Raw genomic sequence first — 18,664 nt, 5'->3', positions numbered from 1 at the left:
CGTTTCCGTCGGCCGTTCGTTTAGGGGAGATCGGTATGCCCCATGAGGAAACGATCCGCTTCGCGGGCGGCCCCGCGGCCCTCGTTGATGGCCCAAACCACCAGGCTCTGGCCTCGGCGGGCGTCCCCCGCCGCGAAGACGCCGGGGATATTGGTGGAGAAACGCCCGTGCTGGGCTTTGATGTTGGAGCGCTCATCCCGGTCCACCTGAAGAGATGTCAAAAGCCCCTCTTCCGGTCCCAGAAACCCCATCGCCAAAAGAACCAGTTGGGCGGGCCACGCCCTTTCCGTTCCCGGCACGGGCACGGGGACGAAGGCCCCCTTTTCATTTTTAGCCCATTGGATCTGAACCGTGTGGACTTCCTTCACGTGGGACGAATTTTCCCCGCGAAGGAAACGCGTGGTGGAGATCAGGAACTGGCGCGGGTCTTCGCCGAACACCGCCGCCGCCTCCTCTTGCCCGTAGTCCGTTCGGTGGATCTTTGGCCACTGGGGCCAGGGATTGTCCGGGGCGCGCTTGTCGGGAGAACGGGGAAGGATTTCGAATTGAACGATGCTTTTCGCCCCCTGGCGAAGCGCGGTGCCCACGCAATCCGTTCCCGTGTCGCCCCCGCCGATCACGATCACGTCTTTCCCCGCGGCCGAGATGAATTTAGAATCTTTGTGATGGGAATCCAACAGGCTTTTCGTGTTCGCCTGGAGAAACTCCATGGCGAAATGAATTCCCGTAAACTCGCGCCCTGGAACGGGGAGATTCCGGGGAACGGTGGCGCCCGTGGCCAAAACCACGGCGTCGAATTCCGTGCGAAGTTTCTCCGCCGGGTAATCCTTTCCGACTTCGGTCCCCGTGCGGAACGTGACGCCTTCCTTGGCCATCAGATCCACGCGACGCTGAACCACGTCCTTGTCCAATTTCATGTTGGGGATGCCGTACATCAGAAGGCCCCCGACCCGGTCCGCCCGCTCGAACACCGTCACGGCGTGGCCCGCCCGATTCAATTGGGCCGCGGCGGACAATCCGGCCGGTCCCGATCCCACCACCGCCACCTTCTTTCCCGTTCGCTTCTTCGGCGGTTCGGCCCTCACCCATCCCTCGGCGAAACCCCGATCGATGATGGAGGCTTCGATATTTTTGATCGTCACGGCGGGCTCCGACATTCCCAGCACGCAGGACCCTTCGCAGGGCGCGGGGCACACCCGGCCCGTGAACTCCGGAAAGTTGTTGGTCTTGTGAAGGCGCTCCAGCGCCTCTTTCCAGAGCCCCCGGAACACCAGGTCGTTCCATTCTGGGATCAGATTGTTGATCGGACAGCCCGAGGCCATCCCGGCGATTAAGCTCCCGGTGTGGCAGAAGGGCACGCCGCAGTCCATGCACCGGGCGCCCTGTTGGCGGAGGGATTCTTCCGCCATAGGCTCGTGAAATTCGTCCCAATGGCGAATGCGTTCCGCGGGGTCCGCGTCTTTCGGAAGTTCCCGCTGGAACCGCATGAAACCCGTGGGTTTGGCGACCCCCAGCGATTTCGGCTTCTGCCCGTCTTTGAGGCGCTCATTTAATTTCCTCCCACGCGGGACGTGTCGCGGGCATTTTCTTCGAAGGCAGCCATGATAGCCTGTTCCCCCGTCATGCCGGCCTGATGCATCTTTTTGATCGTGGAAATCATGCGCTTGTAGTCCTTGGGCATAATCTTGACGAAGGTCCGGATCAAAGAGGGCCCTTCCTCCAAAATTTGCTTGGCCACGGTGCTCGTGGTGTGGAGAAGATGTTTGACCAATAGCCCGTGGACTTCCTGAACGTCCTCTTCCTCCATGGGCTCGATCTCCACCATCTCTTTGTTGACCTTCTTTTTGAAATCGCCGGCCGCGTCCCACACGTACGCCACGCCGCCGGTCATCCCGGCGCCGAAGTTGCGCCCCGTGGGCCCCAAAACGACCACGCGCCCGCCCGTCATGTATTCGCAAGCGTGGTCGCCCACCCCTTCGACCACCGCGTGCACACCGGAGTTTCGAACGGCGAACCGCTCCCCCGCCAAACCACGGATGTAGGCTTCGCCCGACGTGGCCCCATAAAACGCCACGTTGCCGACGATGATGTTCTCTTCGGGCACGTATCCCGCCGCGAGCGGGGGCGTGAGGATCAGTTTCCCGCCCGAAAGCCCTTTGCCGAAATAATCGTTGGCGTCCCCTTCCAGCGTCAGGGTCATTCCCCGCGGAATGAAGGCGCCAAAGCTTTGGCCGGCGGACCCATGAAACGTGAGCTCAATGGTATCGTCGGGCAACCCCTTGGCGCCGTGCCGCCTGGTCAGTTCGCTTCCCACCTGGGTGCCCACCACCCGGTTTCGATTCCGAACAGGCACCCGGGCTTTGACCTTCTCCCCGCGCTCCAGGGCCGGTTTGCAAAGTTCCATGAGAACCTTCCGATCCAGGGAATCGTCCAAACCGTGGTCCTGGTCCATTTGCCGATAACGGCCGACCTCGGGCCCCGCCACCGGAGCGAAGAGGATATTGGAAAAATCCAGCCCCTTGGCTTTCCAGTGGTCCACGGCCTTCCGGGCCTCCAAGCGGTCCACCCGGCCCACCATCTCGTTGATCGTTCGGAACCCCATTTGCGCCATGAGCTCCCGGGCCTCCTGGGCGACGAACCGCATGAAGTTCACCACATGGGCCGGATCGCCCGTGAATTTTTTTCGCAGTTTTGGATCCTGGGTGGCGACCCCCACCGGGCAGGTGTTCAAATGGCACACCCGCATCATGACGCACCCCAATACCACCAGAGGGGCGGTGGCGAACCCGAACTCTTCCGCCCCCAGGAGCGCGGCGATCACCATGTCCCGACCGGTCTTCAACTGCCCGTCCGTCTCCACCGTGATTCGACTCCGCAGATTGTTCAACACGAGGGTTTGGTGGGTTTCCGCCAACCCCAATTCCCAGGGCAAACCCGCGTGTTTGATGGAGGATTGGGGGGAAGCCCCCGTCCCGCCGTCGAACCCGGAAATCAAAACGACGTCCGCGTGGGCCTTGGCCACCCCGGCGGCCACGGTGCCGACACCCACCTCCGCCACCAGTTTGACGCTGATGCGGGCGGCGGTGTTGGCGTTTTTTAAATCGTGGATCAACTCCGCCAAATCCTCGATGGAATAGATGTCATGGTGCGGCGGGGGCGAAATCAAACCGACGCCCGCCGTCGTGTGGCGGGTGCGGGCCACCCAGGGGTAAACCTTGGTTCCCGGCAACTGGCCGCCTTCCCCGGGCTTGGCGCCCTGGGCCATCTTGATTTGGATTTCCTTGGCGTTGACCAAATACAAGCTCGTCACGCCGAACCGACCGGACGCCACTTGTTTGATGGCGCTGTTTTTGGAGTCGCCGTTGGGAAGAAGCTTGTATCGCTCGGGATCCTCGCCCCCTTCCCCGGTATTGGACTTCCCCCCCACGCGGTTCATGGCGATGGCCAGGGACTCGTGGGCCTCTTGGGAGATCGACCCGTAACTCATGGCGCCGGTCTTGAACCGTTTCAAAATCGCGTCGACCGATTCCACTCGTCGATCGGGATCGGCCGTCCGGCCGGCTTGAGATCCAGGAGTCCCCGGAGCGTGTAATGGGTCTTCGACTGGTCGTTGATCAGAGCGGCGTAGCTCTGGTACATATCGTAGCGGTTGGTCCGGCAGGCGGTCTGGAGCCGATGGATGGACTCGGGGTTGAAAAGATGATTCTCGCCTTCTTTCCGCCACTGGTAATTTCCGCCCACGTCCAGGGCCTGCCCGTCCGTTTGAATATTCGGGAAGGCGCGGTGGTGCCTTCGACGGGCCTCCTCGGCGATCACGTCCAACCCGACCCCGGCGACGCGGGAGGGAGTCCCGGTGAAATAACGGTCCACCACCTCCTGATTCAACCCCACGGCCTCGAAAATTTGGGCCCCGCCGTAACTTTGGATGGTGGAAATCCCCATCTTGGAAATAGTTTTGACCACACCTTTGGTGGCCGCCTTGACGTAATTTTTGACGGCGGTTTTGTGGTCGATGTCCAACAACATCCCCTGGCGGATCATGTCGTCGATGGTCTCGTAGGCCAGATAGGGGTTGACGGCCCCCATTCCGTAGCCCAACAGCACGGCGAAATGGTGGGTTTCCCGCGGCTCCCCGGACTCCAGAACAAGCCCCACTTTCATGCGGGTGCCCTTCCGGATCATGTCGTGGTGTAACCCGGCCACGGCCAGGAGCGCCGGGATCGGCGCCTTCTTCGGACCAATGCCCCGGTCCGACAGCACAAGGATGTTCACCCCACCCGCCACCGCTTTATCCGCATCGGCGAAAAGGTCGTCCAAGGCCTTCTTCAAGGCGGGGCCCCCGCCCAGGGGATCGAACAGGATCGGCAAAGTCACGGCCCGGAACCCCGGCTCTTTCACGTGACGGAGTTTTTCCAACTGCTCGTTGGTGAGGATCGGGCTTTTCAGTTCGATCAACCGGCAACTCTCGGGGGTCGGTTGGAGAATGTTCCGCTCGCCGCCGATGGCGGTGGCGGCCGAGGTGACGATCTCTTCCCGGATGCAATCGATGGGCGGGTTTGTCACCTGGGCGAAAAGCTGTTTGAAATAGTTGGGCAGAAGTTGGGGCTTGTCGGAAAGGACGGCCAGGGGCGTGTCCGTCCCCATGGCGCCCACGGGCTCCACCCCGTTCCGGGCCATGGGCTCCATCACGACCCGCAGGTCCTCGTAGCTGTACCCGAAGGCCTGTTGCCGCTGGAGAACGCCGTGCTATGCTCCTCATGGACCGGTTTGTCCTGGTCCAGAAGATCTTCCAAGGCGATCCTGTTTTTTTCGAGCCATTCCCGGTAGGGATGCTCGGACGCCACGGTTTTCTTAATCTCGTCGTCGGAAATGATGCGGCCCTGTTCCGTATCGATCAACAGCATCCGGCCGGGCTGAAGGCGACCTTTTTGGAGCACACGTTCGGGGGCGATGTCCAACACCCCCACTTCGCTGGCCAACACCACCACGTCGTCCTTGGTCACGACATATCGGGACGGGCGCAGGCCGTTGCGGTCGAGCACGGCGCCGACGCGGACCCCGTCGGTGAACCCGATGGAGGCGGGCCCGTCCCAGGGCTCCATCAAGCAGGCGTGGTATTCGTAGAACGCCTTTTTCTCCTCGGACATGCTTTCGTGGTTCGCCCAGGGTTCGGGGATCATCATCATCATGGCGTGGGGCAAACTCCGCCCGGCCAATACTAAAAACTCCAAGCAGTTGTAGAACATGGCGGAGTCGGACCCGTCCGTATCGATCACGGGAAGGAGCCTTTTCAAGTCATCGCCGAAAACCTCGGACTTCATCATCGACTGGCGGGCGTGCATCCAGTTGATGTTGCCGCGGAGAGTGTTGATCTCGCCGTTATGGATGATGTATCGGTAGGGGTGCGCCCGGTTCCAGTTGGGGAACGTGTTGGTGGAAAAGCGGGAGTGAACAAGCGCCAAAGCGGACGTCAAGGAGGGGTCCTTCAGCTCCGGGTAATACTCCTCCATCTGGCTGGCCAACAGCATCCCTTTGTAAACGATGGTGCGGGAGCTGAGGCTGGGAATGTAAAACCGGTTGGACCCGGCCTCGTTCGGAAATTGAATGCCGTGCTCGGCGCGTTTCCGGATCAGGTAGAGCGCGCGCTCGAAGGCCGCCTCGTCTTTGACCGACTTGGCCCGTCCTAGGAACGCCTGCCGGATGAAAGGCTCCCCGGCTTGGGCCGTCCGGCCCAGGGCGGCATTATTCGTGGGAACCGTGCGCCATCCCAAAAAGACCTGACCCTCCTCGGCCACGATTTTCTCAAACCGCGCCTCGGCCTCTTTCCGGGCTTTCTCGTCCCGGGGGAAAAATATCATGCCGACGCCGTAATGGCCGGGCGAGGGAAGAACGATTTTATCGGCGGCGGCCGCCTTGACCAAAAACGCGTGGGGGAGCTGAATCAGGATGCCCGCGCCGTCGCCCGTGTTGGCTTCACACCCGCAGGCGCCGCGGTGGTTTAAATTGTTCAGAACCTCCAGGGATTGGGCGACGATTTGGTGGGATTTTTTTCCTTTGATGTTAACGACGAACCCGATGCCGCAGGCGTCGTGTTCAAAGGCGGGATCGTATAACCCCTGTTTTTGAGGAACTGCGTTTCGTATGTTCACCGTGGCGTCCCCTTTCCTTTCGGACCTGCAAACCGTTTCATGCCATCCAGCCTGAGACAACGCTCGAATTCTTTCACCATGGGCGGCGCCGGGCGCCCGCGCCGCCGAAGAATACCCAGGGGGCGGAAAAAACGTCCCCCTTTGAGAGGAACCGCCGCCAACGTCCCGGCCCGGACCTCACGGTCCACCGTCGGCTCGGGGAGTATGGAAACGCCCGATCCGATCTCCACGGCCTGCTTGATGGCCTCGATATTATCGAACTCCAAAGCCACCCGCACCCCCACACCGCGCTTCTTCAAAAACCGGTCCACTCCCCGCCGCATCACCAGCCCGCGATCAAATGCCACAAAGGACTGTCCGTCCAGCCGAGCGGGGTCGACGTCCCGACTTTTCGCCAAAGGATGGGACGAGGAGCAGACCAGAACCATGGGCTCTTCCCGCCAGGCGATCACGTCCACGTCGCGGCCCGCCCGAGGAAAAGAGACCAGACCCAGATCCGCCCCCCCCTCGCGAACCGCTTCCAGAACGCGGTCCGGATGGAGATAATCCAGATGAACCCGCGCCCCCGGATGCTCTTTTAAAAAGGTGTCGACGAATTCTCTTAAGTGGCGGAGACCCGCGGAATAGATGGCCGCCACGCGCACTTCGGCCGACCCCTCCGACCGCCGAACCCGCCGTTCCAGCCCCTCGTAACGCTCCACCACGTCCCGACAGCCGTCGTAGAAAACCCGTCCGGCCGCCGTCAGCCGCCAGGGGCGGCGCGACCGGTCGATCAGGGAAACGCCCAGCCCCGCCTCCAGGCCGTGAACGGCCTGGCTGGCCGAGGACTGCGTCACTTTGTGGATTTCAGCCGAGCGGGAAAAACTGCCCAGACGGGCCACGTCGCAAAAGAGCTTCAGCGTCTCAATCTGCATCCAAGACCTGGTAAGTGTACATTTTTTTCATAAATAGAGGAATAATTCTACATAAGTTTAACTAATACATCAATCCCCCCGCCGCCCCCCGAAGAATGAAGACGTCGATCTCGGTTTCTATTTTCCCTCCCCTGGCCAAGGGGAGGGTCAGGGAGGGGTGGTTTTTGAGCCCGGCAAGGAGTGGCTTGTTGAATCGCCCCTTCCCCCCACACCCAGGAAAAGATCCGCCGGGGGCAGAGGGATTCCTTATGGAATGTCCCGCCATCGGCGGAGGACGGCGGGGGAGATGCCAAATGGGCGCAGAAGAGCGTAGGGCGGACGGGTGGGCCGCCGGATCCGGCCGATTTCGTAGCGGGCCAGAGCGGTTTCGTAGGGGAGCCGCGCCCGTCGGGCCTCGGACAAACCGCGTCCCGCCGATAAAAGCGCGTCTCCCTCCCGGCCGCCAGCCTCCGCCCACCGGGCCAGGCCCAGATGGGCCATCACCACCCCCCGATCGTCCTTGGATTTTATGAAAAGGGCCAGAGCGCGGCGATAAGCGGAGAGCGATTCAGGCAAACGTTGCAATCTCCGCAAACTTCCCCCCAGCCCCCAGAAGGCGAAGCCTTCGCTGCTGGCGTCCCCTAACCGGCGATACAGGGCGGCGGATTGACGATAAAGGGGCAATGTTTTGGCCGCGTCCCCAAAAACCCGGTGAGCGTTGGCCCGCCCGCAAAGCCCGTAAGCTTGGCCGAAGGGATCGCCGATTTTTGTCAGGAGCCTGTGGGCTTCGGCGTAGTTGGCGAGCGAAGCCTGGTCCCGCCCCACCACCCGTTGCACGCCGGCCAGGCCGCAGAGCGCGAACGCTTCGGAGGAAAGATCCTTTGTTCGCCGCGCCAGGCGGACCGCCTGGTCGAAGGCCTTCAAAGCCTCCGGGAAGTGGCCTGAAAAACGTTCGAGCCCGCCCAAAATCCAATAGGCGTGTTGAAGGGGTCCCCACTCTTTCCGCTGGGCCAGGTGGAGAACCGCCCGGCCCATCCGTCGCCGCGCCTCCAAAAAATGGCCTTGGCCGCGGGCCACCAGGGCTCGCTCCAGTTCGATCTCGGAAAGGGCGGAGCGCGAAAATGTTTCCCGTTCAAATGGGGCCCACAAGCTTTCCGCTTCTTCATATCGGCCCAAAATACGGAGACAGGCGCTGATCCCAAAAATGGTTTGGAGCCGTTCAGAGGGGATGTTGAGCTTTCGGTATAGGTTTGCGGCCCGTCGGTAACCCACCAGAGCCTCCCGAAACCGCCCCAAGGCCCGAAGAGCCTCGGCGTCTTTTTGAAGGATCTCCGCTTTCAGGAAAGGGTCGGTGGACAGCGGGAGGACGCGAACCAGAAGAGAATGGGCCCCGGCCCACTGGTCCTTGGCCAATAAAGATTCCGCCCTCGATAGAAGGGTCAACGCGGACATGGGATGAAGGGAGATCCGGCCAAAGGAGCCGGAATTCGATCAGCGCTTCGAGTGCTGGTAGCGCTTCCGAGCTTTGGGTTGCCCGGATTTCTTTCGCTCCACTTCGCGCGGATCGCGGGTGAGAAACCCCTTGGCGCGGAGCGCGGTGCGAAGTTTTGGGTCCATCTCGACCATGGCGCGGGAGATTCCGAGCCGAATGGCCTCGGCTTGGCCCGTGAGGCCGCCGCCGGAGGTGCTGATAAAAAGGTCGAAAGCCGCCAGGGTCTTGGCAATGTGGAAAGGGGCCAAAACGGACGCTTTCTGCCGCTCGTTCCCGCCGAAGAACCCCTCGACGGTTTTGCCGTTCACCACCAGGCGACCTTCCCCAGGAACAACGCGCACGCGGGCCACCGCTGTTTTGCGTCGGCCGGTGGCCCACAGGGGCTTTTGACGGGTGATTTCGAGCGTGTCTTCAGTCATCGGAGGAGCCTTTTAGAAGGGGTTATTTAACGGCGGCCAAAACGTAGGGGCCGCCGGATTTAATTTTCGGGTTTTTCGTGTCCACGGCCACGGCGGTCGGGTAATGAACCGCCCCGTCTCCCGCGCGAAAAACTTTCAAGCGTCGCATGAAACGGGACCGGAGGCGGTTCTTAGGGAGCATCCCGCTCACCGCCAATTCAACGGCACGCTCGGGTTTCTGTTCCAAAAGACGTCCGTACGGGGTGAGGGTCTGCCCCCCGCGAAAACCGGAGGCCCGGAAATCCATTTTTTGAACTTTCTTGTCCCCGGTCAAAACAACCTTGGAGGCGTTGACGACCACCACGCCGTCCCCTTGATCCACATGGGAAGAAAAAGTAGTCTTGCCTTTGCCGCGCAACAGGCCGGCGCTCAGCGCCGCCAGTCGCCCGAGAGACACGCCGTCGGCGTCCACCAAATGCCAGCGGCGGACGACTTCGGAAGACTTGGGAAATTTGGTATGTGCTGCGAACATGGGCGAGAGTTTAGGATATCCATCCACGAAGGTCAAGAAAAATTTATTGTTTAAAATTTACCGTCGAACGCCAGCCTCCGGCAAGCTCCTCCACGAACCTCTGCCCCGCCGTCTTCTTTCTCATTCAACCGGAAAGGTTTAATTATTTAGGGCGTCCCCTGATCTTGGGCACTACAGTTCAACCCAAAAGAAATAGGTGGCGGCCGCTGTCGTTTTCACTGTGCTTGGGTTCGTGAAGGTAATCGCTATCTGGCGGTTATTCGCGGAGCCCTGCCAGCGGGCCGCGGCCAATATTCCTTGCGCGTTCAATCCGTTCCCAATATCCGTCACTCCGATCGGTTTATCATTGGCCGACGAGAGGCATTGGTGGTACATGTAAAAAACGGCCGACGTCCCAGGGGGCAAAGCGCCAATCGCCGCCGAACATAGCACGGCCTTGCTAAACGGGGCCGCCCCCACGCCCCCATTGTAATTGGATTCTCCAACCACGGCCGACACCGGAATCGGCACGGCCGCCACGTTGTCGGCGTGCGCGATACGAACGGTGTTGTATCCCCCGGCATCCCTCACCCGTATGACATCCCCCGCCACGGGGAGTTGTCCGCCCCTCCCCCCCGGCACGCCCAGCACCGCGCCGATGTCAAATTCACAGAAGGTCCCCGTCCAGTATCCGACCGTCGCATTTCCATCCGTTAATTGCCCGTTGGACGTCCCGGCCCCGGCAAGGTAGGGGACCTGAAGGGTGGCCGGGACGCCGACGGTGCTGTCGACGGCATGGCCGGCATACAACCAACGAATGATGAACTTGCAGGTATCGACCTGGTTATTGGTCGCGGCGCCATACACACCGGCGCCGAATTCTTCATTGACGTAGGCGCCCCCCGTCACCTCGAACTTGGATTGGTTGACGAGGATGTTCGTGCTGTCCAGGTAGAAGGGAAACTGAGCCCACAGAGTGTTGGCGATAAACGAAACGCCGCTGATCACGCCACCAGCCGTCCCTGTCAACCAAACCCCAAATTTGCAAAAGTCCAAGGTGTTGGCGGAAATGTCCAGGTTCGCCATAACGGTGTTTGTGGCGTTAATTTTTATGCCCGACTCCCATCCCGCCGCGTAAAACAGACGAACGGCGAGCCTATTGCAATTCCCGCGCAACTCGATGGCCTGGCCGGTCCGCGAATTTAGGTCGTAGGTGTAGGTGGTGGGTCCATAACCCGGAATGGAGAAAGAGCTGTTGACGGCCGGGGATAACAGGCTGGGGAACTGGAGGCTGGCCAACTGTTCCACGCCCGCGGAGTTATCGAAAAGGAACCCGCACGAATTGGGATCGGTGAACCGAATGAGGGCGGATTCGTCCGACGCGATTTGAATGGGCCCGACCACGGTGATCCGACTGCCCAGAACATATTGTCCGGCTGTTATTTTGAACGGGAGGCCTTTGGCGCCGCACCACGCCATCCCGGCTTGAAAATAGGGGGCATCATCCGAATGGTTATCGGCATGGGCCCCCCATTGGCGAGCGGTGAGGAACCCCTGGTGAATAACTTTCCAACGCCCGCCGTCATTCGCCACGATAACCGACCCTCCATTATCGGAACTCACCACGTCGGTCGGATCGCAATAAAACAGGGAGCCGCCGCCATCGCCGGACACGTAATACCCCGTTACGAAAACCGGTCCCCCTACATTTTTGCCAACGGACCTCAAGAGGTCGATGCTCTTTACCCACAGGACGACATCGACCGGCTGAACCGTTTGTGAATCTTTTGCAATATCCTCTTTTAAGTCCTCCACCTGATTTTTCGTCGCGCTGATAACGCCCACGTTGAAACCGGAAAAAACCCTGGGTCCTGGAAAATAGAAATCAAAAAGCAAACCAGGACCACTTCGTTTTCATACGGCTATTTCCATGTTGGAATGAGAACCTCAAAACACATACCAATAAAAACCGACATTTGCCACCAACTCGAAACCCGTATTGTTTTTCCCGCTCGAGTTTAAACGAATCAGGGTGGGGGCAATATCAAACGCGAACCCAAGCCAGGATCGGATCCTGTATTCTTTGCCGATAAACAAAGAGAACTCAAGTCCATCCCCCTGGGTGTCCTCGTAGTCGAATTTAATCTGGCCAATTTCAGCCCCCGCAAACGTCTCGTATTTTCCCTTGGGATTAAATTTCCAAGAACCTCTGGTCGCGAACACCCGGATGCCTTCCCCGGTGTCGGCGTATTTCAACTCCGCCGCAACGTTTTCAAGAAAATCATATTTTAAACTGACCGTGGGGTACCCGAGACCAACGGCCATTTCCGCCCTGGCCATGGTCACGGACGACAAAAAAAGAACGACGGAAATTCTCCAAAAAAACACCCTTCTCATCATTCAAAATTCCTTTCGTTTCCCCGAGATAGGAAGGACACCCACGTCCCGCCCGCTTTTATGGTTCGGATGGATAGGACGCAGAAACTTTTCGTTTAGACGCTAAAATGGACCGAGATTCGCTCTCATTCCCCATCCCAAGGATTATAGTTTAAACGGACAGGATTTCCACGGACCGCCCGTATTCGACGCCGGGCTGTTCATTAAATTGGCCGCTTAACAATAACGGTGCGGCCCCCCCAGCTAAAAACATGGCGGAGAACGGAGGACCCTGATCTTCAAGGAGAATTCCTCCTGGGGGTCGCGAAATGGCGGGGGCGGCCGTTGAACAACACGTGGCGCATTTTCTAAAGGATGAGAACCAAAAAACGGTTGAAGCCTTCATCGAGGAGCTTGGGCGAGTGGGAAGAACCGAATCCGTTGAACCCTCTTGAACGTCTTCAATCGGGCGAGTGTTCTGGATTGGGACCTAAAGAAAAAGAACCGTGCCGCCATTGCCAAAATCCAATCACGTTTAAAACCGGCGGATCGGAGCATTCGATCCATCTCCGGTCATCTCGGAGATCATGGATCCGTCACTTTGGAGGAGCAAAGCGAGGGACTATCCGTATCCCCAGAAAACCCGGAGGGGGCCGTGGAATAAAGACGCCCCACAGGAGAGAGTGGCATGGGCGTCAGACCCCCCCAAGACCTCAAAGCCACGTAGGCTCCTTTCCTTAAGGGACAAGTTAATTTATTTAGGGCGTCCCCCAAATGGGCCGGGTCGATGGGACAGGACGCGCCGCCGGCGATGAGCCGCGGGAGGACGGTAAAAACGTCCGTCAATTCAGTTAAATAATGGCCGTGAGGGAACGCGCCTTGGACTTCATGGAACGTTTCCCAACGGAAATCTTCGCGACCACCGTGTGGGCCCCGGCGCCGAAACCCGACCAGTCGTACCACCAAAACCCGACGCATTCGCGGCAGGGCTCCCACCCTTTTCCATCGATGGAAACCTCCACCCCTTCGGTGGCGCTCGTGGAAATGCGGAGGGTGTATTGGCCGCTCGTTAGGATTTCCCCTTCCTGGGGAAAGTCAATCCCCACATAGTTCTTGCCGGGGGCTTCCGTTTTCGATGACGATGCCACAACTTTCGACGCCGCCGGGTCGGCTTTTACCGCGCTCACGCGCTTTTTCCGAACCATTGTTTTTTTCGCAATCATTTGTTGCCTCCCTTGAGAGCCCATCTCGGAGGGACTTCGTTGACCCGCCGGGACCGGCCCTTTCTTTTTATTGATCGACCGTGACCCTTAAGCCGATCGCTCCCAACACTTCGCTCACCGCCTCGCACCGTTCGCGAGACCCTTTAAAAACGGTCGCGCTTCCGGTGAGATGAACGACGTTGGCCAAGGCCAAACCCCGTTGAAAATCGCAACGGATCGCCTTCACCAACTGAAAAGCCACCTGCTGAAAACTGTGACAGTCGCAATTAAATAAAATCGTCCGCCACCCAAAATCTCGCCGGGAAGAGTCGATGGTCTCCGGCCTTCCGGCCGATGACGCGCGATGGAGGCTCACGGCGGCCACGGGGTGATTCTACATTTTTGTCTCGGCTTTTGCATTTCTCCCATCAATATCGATAGTCCCCCCCGCCAATGAACTCCCGAAGCAACGAATCTTTCGGCACGTCTTCGTCTGGGACCCCGGGGGCCAGGGAGGCGAGGAGCCGTTCCACCCGTTGGGCGCGGAGAAAAGCGTCGGCCTTTTTGGGATCGCCTTTGAACCGCTGGACAATGTCCGGCATCAACCCCAAGCCGGGCCCGGTGGTAGGGAAGCTCATAGGGCAGGGACCCGTTGAAAATGTAGTCCACGGATTGGATGTAGGGGACGATGTATCGAAGTTCGCTCTTCCGCACGTAATGCCAGTGGCCCACCGTCATGGCCGGGTCGTAACTGCGGTGCCAGCTGTCCCGCACCATGCGGCGCATCATGCGGAGGTCCGCCCAGCGGACGAATTCACCGTCGTCGTCTTTGATCTGACAAAGCGCTTCGATATAGAAACGAAACGCGCTTTCCGGAGCGATGTTCCGCGTCATCCCCTCATAGAGCCCGTGAAGGCTGTCGATCAGGAGGATCTCTTTGTCTTTCAGCCGAAACTCGCGGGTTTCCTTCTCCCGCCCGCCGGTTTTGAAATTATAGAGGGGCATGCGGATGGGTTTTCCGTCCAGCAAGAGCCCCAGGTGCTCGTTGATCAAATCCAAGTCCAGGGCGGCGGGCATCTCAAAATCGTAATCGCCGTATTCGTCTTTGGGCTGGTGCGAAAGCTCTTTGAAATAGTTGTCCAAGTTCATCAACAGAAAGCTGTGGCCCCGGGCCTTCAGACGCTCGCTGATTTTGGTCGTCGTGGTGGTCTTGCCCGAACTGGAGGGCCCCGCCACGATCACCAAGCGCAGGTCCGGCAGGCGTTTCACGATGAGCCCGGCGACGTGCTGAATTTCGTCGTGGTAGGCCCGCTCCGCCTCGCGGATCAGTTTTTTCCATCCGCCGTCGCGCGCTTGCCGGTTCAAAGAGTCCACCGTGTGGCACCCATGGTCCACGTTCCAGGACAACACGCGCCAGAGAACCTTGTAGGGAACGTGGTCCTGCACACCCGCCACTTCGGGTTTTTGCTCCCTGGTTCGAGCGCGTTGGAACCGGTAGAGGATGAACGCCTTGGCGGTTTTGGCGTGGCCGTTGTCCACTAGAACTTTTTCCACGGAATCTTGGATGTCTTCGACGGACGGAGTGGCGCCGGCGGGGTAGGTGGCGTGGATGCGCTGAACCACCTGATCGGCCAGGGATTCCGCGCGGTCCCGGTCCCGGCCTCCCAGAGAGGCGGCGGCCCGATAGATGGCGTTGGTGATCTTCAGCTTGTTGAAGGCCACCAAGCGGCCGTCGCGTTTGATGATGCGCGTGATCTTGTTTTGTTGGGGTTGGGCGAAAAGGTCCAGTTGGGCGTTCAGCGGTCCGTTCGGGTTTTCGTCGATGTCCACTGAAAAATTGTCGCCCTTTTTTCCCCCGCCGTCAAGGGCGCGTTCGCCTCGGGGGGGGGAGGGATGAAAATCGAAAAAAAGCCGCGCTATTGGGGGATCTGCGCCGCTTTTTCGGGATGAACGGCCAGGCGGGAGACGCCGTTGATCAACAGGCTGATCAGAACGATGAAGGCCACCTCCACGGACAGAACGGCCCAATCCTTCAAGCCCGTGTCCGGGCGAAGGGCCTGAATGACGAGCAGGATGACCGACGCCGTCCCCGCGTTGATCAGCGTCCTCCGCTGGTTCCCATAAATGGCCGTGGCGAGGGGCGTCAAGGCTAAAAGGAGCCAGAGCGGGGGGAATTCGTCTCCCAGGAGGAAAACAATCCCGGTATTGACCCCCAGGTTTAGATAAAGGCGGAACTTGACGTTCCACCCTTTCTTGGTCGTATCCTGTTCCTTCAGAAAACGCGGGAAAACGACGTTGAAAAACGCCGAAAACCCCATGAGACCGACGGAAATCGTTTTCGGCGCTCCTCCCGCATCCGCGAACAGGACCGCCAACCCTCCCAGAAAGAGCGCGAAGGGCGTCGCGAAATAACCTATGAGAGTGACGAGTCTTTGGCTGTCGTATTTGTAGGTGGTCAGGTTCATGGGATTCTCCTTCTCTATTTTAGAGCCGTAATCCTTCGCAGGACGGGGAAACCGTCCCAAAGAATGCCGCAACCGGAAGGAAGGCGTCTGCGATTTTTTCCTTCATCACCCACCTCCCATTCTCAGTTCCAATTTCCCTCTAAAATCAAAAGGCCGGCGAGACGGCGCGCTCTTCGCATAGTCCTCGACCGCCGTCCGAAAGTCCGAGGCGTATTCCCAGAAAGCCGACACCGGTTGATCGTCGTCCAGGGGCAACCCGATGACCTCCCGCTCCACTGTTTCAGCGTTCGGGAACCGCTGGCGGAGCCCGAAAACGGGATGGATGTCGGGATAAGCGATCCGTTTGAAAGTATACCCTCGATTTGAGGAAAATGCCATAAAATCTTCGACGCTCACCCCGGGGAGGCGAACCGGGTAGGCGAAGAGGCTGGATCCCCCGCGGTCCAAGGGTTGAATCAGGGCCTCCCCCAACCCGTCCTCGAAGACCTCCGCCCGCGCCCGACGGGCTTGAAGCGCCTCGGGCAACGCCGCCAGTTCCTCCAAAACGATGGAATCCCGCCAATCCTCTTCCGAGGTCGAGTTCAGGAGGAGCCGACGAAATTCATCCCCGTAGGGGGCCAGAAGATCCCGGCGAGCCCAATCCCCCGCCGCCACGAACCCCGTGACCGAGTGGAAAGCCTTCATGGCCGCCGACACCTCCTCCCGCCGAGAGGACCGCTCGGGAGGGAGGCCGGCCACGAACGCCCGGACGCGCGCGGCGAGGCCCGACTCATCGGTCAAAACCGCTCCGCCCATTTCCAAGGGCAACATTTTTCGCACAAAACTCAAGCAGGAGATCCGGCCCAAGGACCCAACGGGCCGCCCCCGGTAGACGGCGCCCATGGAGAGAGCCGCGTCTTCCACCAGGTCGGCCCCGTAACGCCGGCAAAGTTCTTCAAGGCGGTCCGCGTCATCGGGTTTTCCGAACATGTGAACCGGGACCACCGCGCCCGCGCCGCCCGATTTCAAAACCCGTTCCACGTCGCCCAGATCGAAGTTGGCGTCGGACAAATTGACGTCGGCGAAGGCGGGCGTCCAACCCGCGAAGCCCGCGGCGAAAACCGGAATCGAGCACATGGCGGCGGGGAAAAGCGCCCGCGTCCCTTTCGGGCGGTCCAGGGCGTAAAACGCCGCCGCTAAGGACGTGGTGCCGCGGTTGGTCAGAACGCAGTGTTTTCGCCCGAAAGAAGAGGCCAGTTTTTCCTCGATAGCGGAGCGCGCGTCAACAACCAGGGAACTTGGCATTTACATTCGGGGGAAAACGGAATCCAAGTCAAATCCCGCGTCTGTGAGCGCCGTTCTTTCCCGGCGGGAAAAGCCGAACCCATGGCGGATTTTTTGAAGGATTCGAACAGCGTCGTCGGACGTGAGGCGCTCGTTTCCATGAACGATCAGCGGTTCGTTCTCCCGCGACAACCGTCGCAGGAGTTCTAGAAGTTCCTCGCGTTGATAGGCGTGGACGTCTTCCGCGGAAGTCGCGGCGGGATCGGTGGGAGAACCGTTATTCATTTCTTTAATTATAGCCCTTTCCACGCCAGCGAAAGAGCCCAGACGGCGGCGCCGCCGAACCCCAAAAAGCCCGCCAAACCCAGAACCGCGCGCCGTTTGTATCTCCCGGCCAGTTCCTCCTGGGAAACGGTTGAAATGAGAAATGGCAAATCAGAATCCTGTGGAGAAACCACGGTGTGCACGTCGGGCACGGCGGGAAGGCTCATGGCCACCCGCCGGATTTCGTCGGCCACGACCGCCCGGGCCGCGTCCCATTCCTCCACGCTGATCTCGCCGTCTTTGTTGGTATCGAAACGAGCCAACAGCTCCCGGGGGTTCTGTTTGAGCGCCCGGAGTTTTTCGTTCAGGTCCGACACCGCCGCCGACGCCCCGTGAATGGTCTCGAACCAGCCCAGAACGTAAACGAAATCGCCCGGCAAGATGAGTTCCTCGGTGTAGCGGTAGGAACCGAAACCGCTGAAAAATCCGCCGGATTCGGGACCCGCGGAAGGAGTCGGAGAGGACCCTCGCCATTGCCGGGTATGGTGGGGGGTCACTTCGGCTCCGAAAGGAGCCACCAGGGCCATGCCGGTCCGGTCTTCCAGCCCAAACACGTCGGAGGAACGCCCGCTGGAAATGGTCACCCAGCTGGAACTCTTGCCGCGGCGCTCATACCGCTCGACCTTGAAAAAATACCAAAGACAAGAGGCTCCGGTCAGCGGACAGACCGCTGTCTTTTTTTCAATGGGCACCGCTTGCCCAGCCAGTTCCACGCCGCCCTGGGGAGCCGAGGCCACCTTCGCGGTGGGGGTGTCTTCAACGGCGCGGGCGCGGCGGAGGTTTCGCCACAACTGAATGAAAGAAGCGACCGAGAACCCGGCGAAAAACAGAATCGCCTGCCACGAATCCTGATCCCGGGAAGATCCGGAGGCGTGGGCCGATGGGGCAAGGAGGGTCAGCAAGAGCCCCATTGTTTGGAAATGTGCAAAGGAGGCGAAGGCCCCCCCCCTCACGGACGGACCCAAGTCAGGAATTGAAGGCGGCCCGAACGTCGACGTCTTTCGTCTCGGCCGGGTCAAAGCTCAGGAGTTGGAACGCTGGAAAGTTCCCATAGGAAGCCACAATAGAATCCGGAAACATTTCCCGGCGCGCGTTGTTTAAGTTCGCGCTTTCGTTGTAGAGTTCGCGCCGATCGGACAGGGCGCTTTCCAGGGAAGAAATGCGCGATTGGAGGTTCTGGAAGGTTTGGTTGGATTTGAGGTCCGGGTAGTTCTCCGCCACGGCGAACAAACTTCCCGTCAGCCCGCGCAATTGGCCTTCGGCCGCGCCGAGGGCTTGGACATTGCCGGACTCCCGGGCCGAATAGACCGCGGCCCGCGCCTGCATGATTTTCTCCAGGGTGCCGGATTCGTATTTCATGTATTGCTTGCAGGTCTCGATGAGCTTCGGCAGTTCGTCGTGGCGCTGTTTGAGGAGGACGTCGATGTTCGCCCAGGCTTTCGAGGCGTTGTTTTTCAGCCGCACCAATCCGTTGTAGAGAGAAACCGCGTAAAAAAGACAGACCGCCCCCCCCGCCACCACCAGAAAGATCGCCACGGGAATCATATCGCCTCCAGTCTTAGGGAATTCCTTCGCCCCAGTATGGCGGAGA

Annotated in this window: 15 protein-coding genes and 1 pseudogene; all 16 read right to left on the bottom strand. The window is 59.7% G+C overall.

Annotated features, from left to right (window positions below; all coding sequences use genetic code 11):
• Window positions 1-20: 20 nt before the first annotated feature.
• Entirely contained in the window at window positions 21-1,487 is a 1,467-nt protein-coding gene (locus IPP35_11340) for a glutamate synthase subunit beta (GenBank protein ID MBL0059670.1), read from the bottom strand.
• Window positions 1,488-1,549: 62 nt separating this feature from the next.
• A pseudogene (gltB, locus tag IPP35_11335) lies at window positions 1,550-6,143 on the bottom strand (glutamate synthase large subunit).
• 2 nt (window positions 6,144-6,145) lie between these two features.
• Window positions 6,146-7,063: a LysR family transcriptional regulator gene (locus tag IPP35_11330; protein MBL0059669.1), complete on the bottom strand. Its 918-nt coding sequence runs from the start codon at window positions 7,061-7,063 to the stop codon at window positions 6,146-6,148.
• Window positions 7,064-7,309: 246 nt separating this feature from the next.
• Window positions 7,310-8,494, bottom strand: a complete 1,185-nt coding sequence (locus tag IPP35_11325; GenBank protein MBL0059668.1) for a hypothetical protein — start codon at window positions 8,492-8,494, stop codon at window positions 7,310-7,312.
• 39 nt (window positions 8,495-8,533) lie between these two features.
• Entirely contained in the window at window positions 8,534-8,953 is a 420-nt protein-coding gene (rpsI, locus tag IPP35_11320) for a 30S ribosomal protein S9 (GenBank protein ID MBL0059667.1), read from the bottom strand.
• A gap of 22 nt (window positions 8,954-8,975) precedes the next feature.
• On the bottom strand, window positions 8,976-9,464 hold the full coding sequence (gene rplM, locus IPP35_11315; GenBank protein ID MBL0059666.1) for a 50S ribosomal protein L13: 489 nt from the start codon (window positions 9,462-9,464) through the stop codon (window positions 8,976-8,978).
• A 171-nt stretch (window positions 9,465-9,635) separates the two neighbouring features.
• On the bottom strand, window positions 9,636-11,288 hold the full coding sequence (locus IPP35_11310) for a hypothetical protein (protein MBL0059665.1): 1,653 nt from the start codon (window positions 11,286-11,288) through the stop codon (window positions 9,636-9,638).
• A 102-nt stretch (window positions 11,289-11,390) separates the two neighbouring features.
• Window positions 11,391-11,843 (bottom strand): hypothetical protein, encoded by a 453-nt coding sequence (locus IPP35_11305; protein MBL0059664.1) that lies wholly within the window; start codon window positions 11,841-11,843, stop codon window positions 11,391-11,393.
• 827 nt (window positions 11,844-12,670) lie between these two features.
• Window positions 12,671-13,042 (bottom strand): hypothetical protein, encoded by a 372-nt coding sequence (locus IPP35_11300; GenBank protein MBL0059663.1) that lies wholly within the window; start codon window positions 13,040-13,042, stop codon window positions 12,671-12,673.
• A gap of 67 nt (window positions 13,043-13,109) precedes the next feature.
• The gene (locus tag IPP35_11295) at window positions 13,110-13,406 is read right to left on the bottom strand and encodes an ATP-dependent Clp protease adaptor ClpS (GenBank protein MBL0059662.1); all 297 of its coding nucleotides are present in this window, start codon (window positions 13,404-13,406) and stop codon (window positions 13,110-13,112) included.
• Window positions 13,394-14,851, bottom strand: coding sequence for an ATP/GTP-binding protein (locus tag IPP35_11290; protein MBL0059661.1), 1,458 nt, complete (start codon window positions 14,849-14,851; stop codon window positions 13,394-13,396). Before IPP35_11290 ends, IPP35_11295 begins: the two co-directional genes overlap by 13 nt.
• A gap of 86 nt (window positions 14,852-14,937) precedes the next feature.
• Window positions 14,938-15,486 (bottom strand): hypothetical protein, encoded by a 549-nt coding sequence (locus tag IPP35_11285; protein MBL0059660.1) that lies wholly within the window; start codon window positions 15,484-15,486, stop codon window positions 14,938-14,940.
• A 105-nt stretch (window positions 15,487-15,591) separates the two neighbouring features.
• Window positions 15,592-16,770: a DegT/DnrJ/EryC1/StrS family aminotransferase gene (locus tag IPP35_11280; protein ID MBL0059659.1), complete on the bottom strand. Its 1,179-nt coding sequence runs from the start codon at window positions 16,768-16,770 to the stop codon at window positions 15,592-15,594.
• Complete coding sequence (locus tag IPP35_11275; protein MBL0059658.1) at window positions 16,771-17,034, bottom strand: hypothetical protein; 264 nt, start codon at window positions 17,032-17,034, stop codon at window positions 16,771-16,773.
• Between the two features lie 8 nt (window positions 17,035-17,042).
• On the bottom strand, window positions 17,043-17,975 hold the full coding sequence (locus IPP35_11270; GenBank protein ID MBL0059657.1) for a hypothetical protein: 933 nt from the start codon (window positions 17,973-17,975) through the stop codon (window positions 17,043-17,045).
• A 64-nt stretch (window positions 17,976-18,039) separates the two neighbouring features.
• Complete coding sequence (locus IPP35_11265) at window positions 18,040-18,618, bottom strand: LemA family protein (protein ID MBL0059656.1); 579 nt, start codon at window positions 18,616-18,618, stop codon at window positions 18,040-18,042.
• Window positions 18,619-18,664 lie beyond the last annotated feature (46 nt).

This window comes from Elusimicrobiota bacterium, from assembly GCA_016721625.1.
Taxonomy (GTDB): Bacteria; Elusimicrobiota; Elusimicrobia; order FEN-1173; family FEN-1173; genus JADKHR01.
Note: the sequence above shows the minus strand (reverse complement) of the source record. Positions and strands in the feature narration are given on the sequence as shown.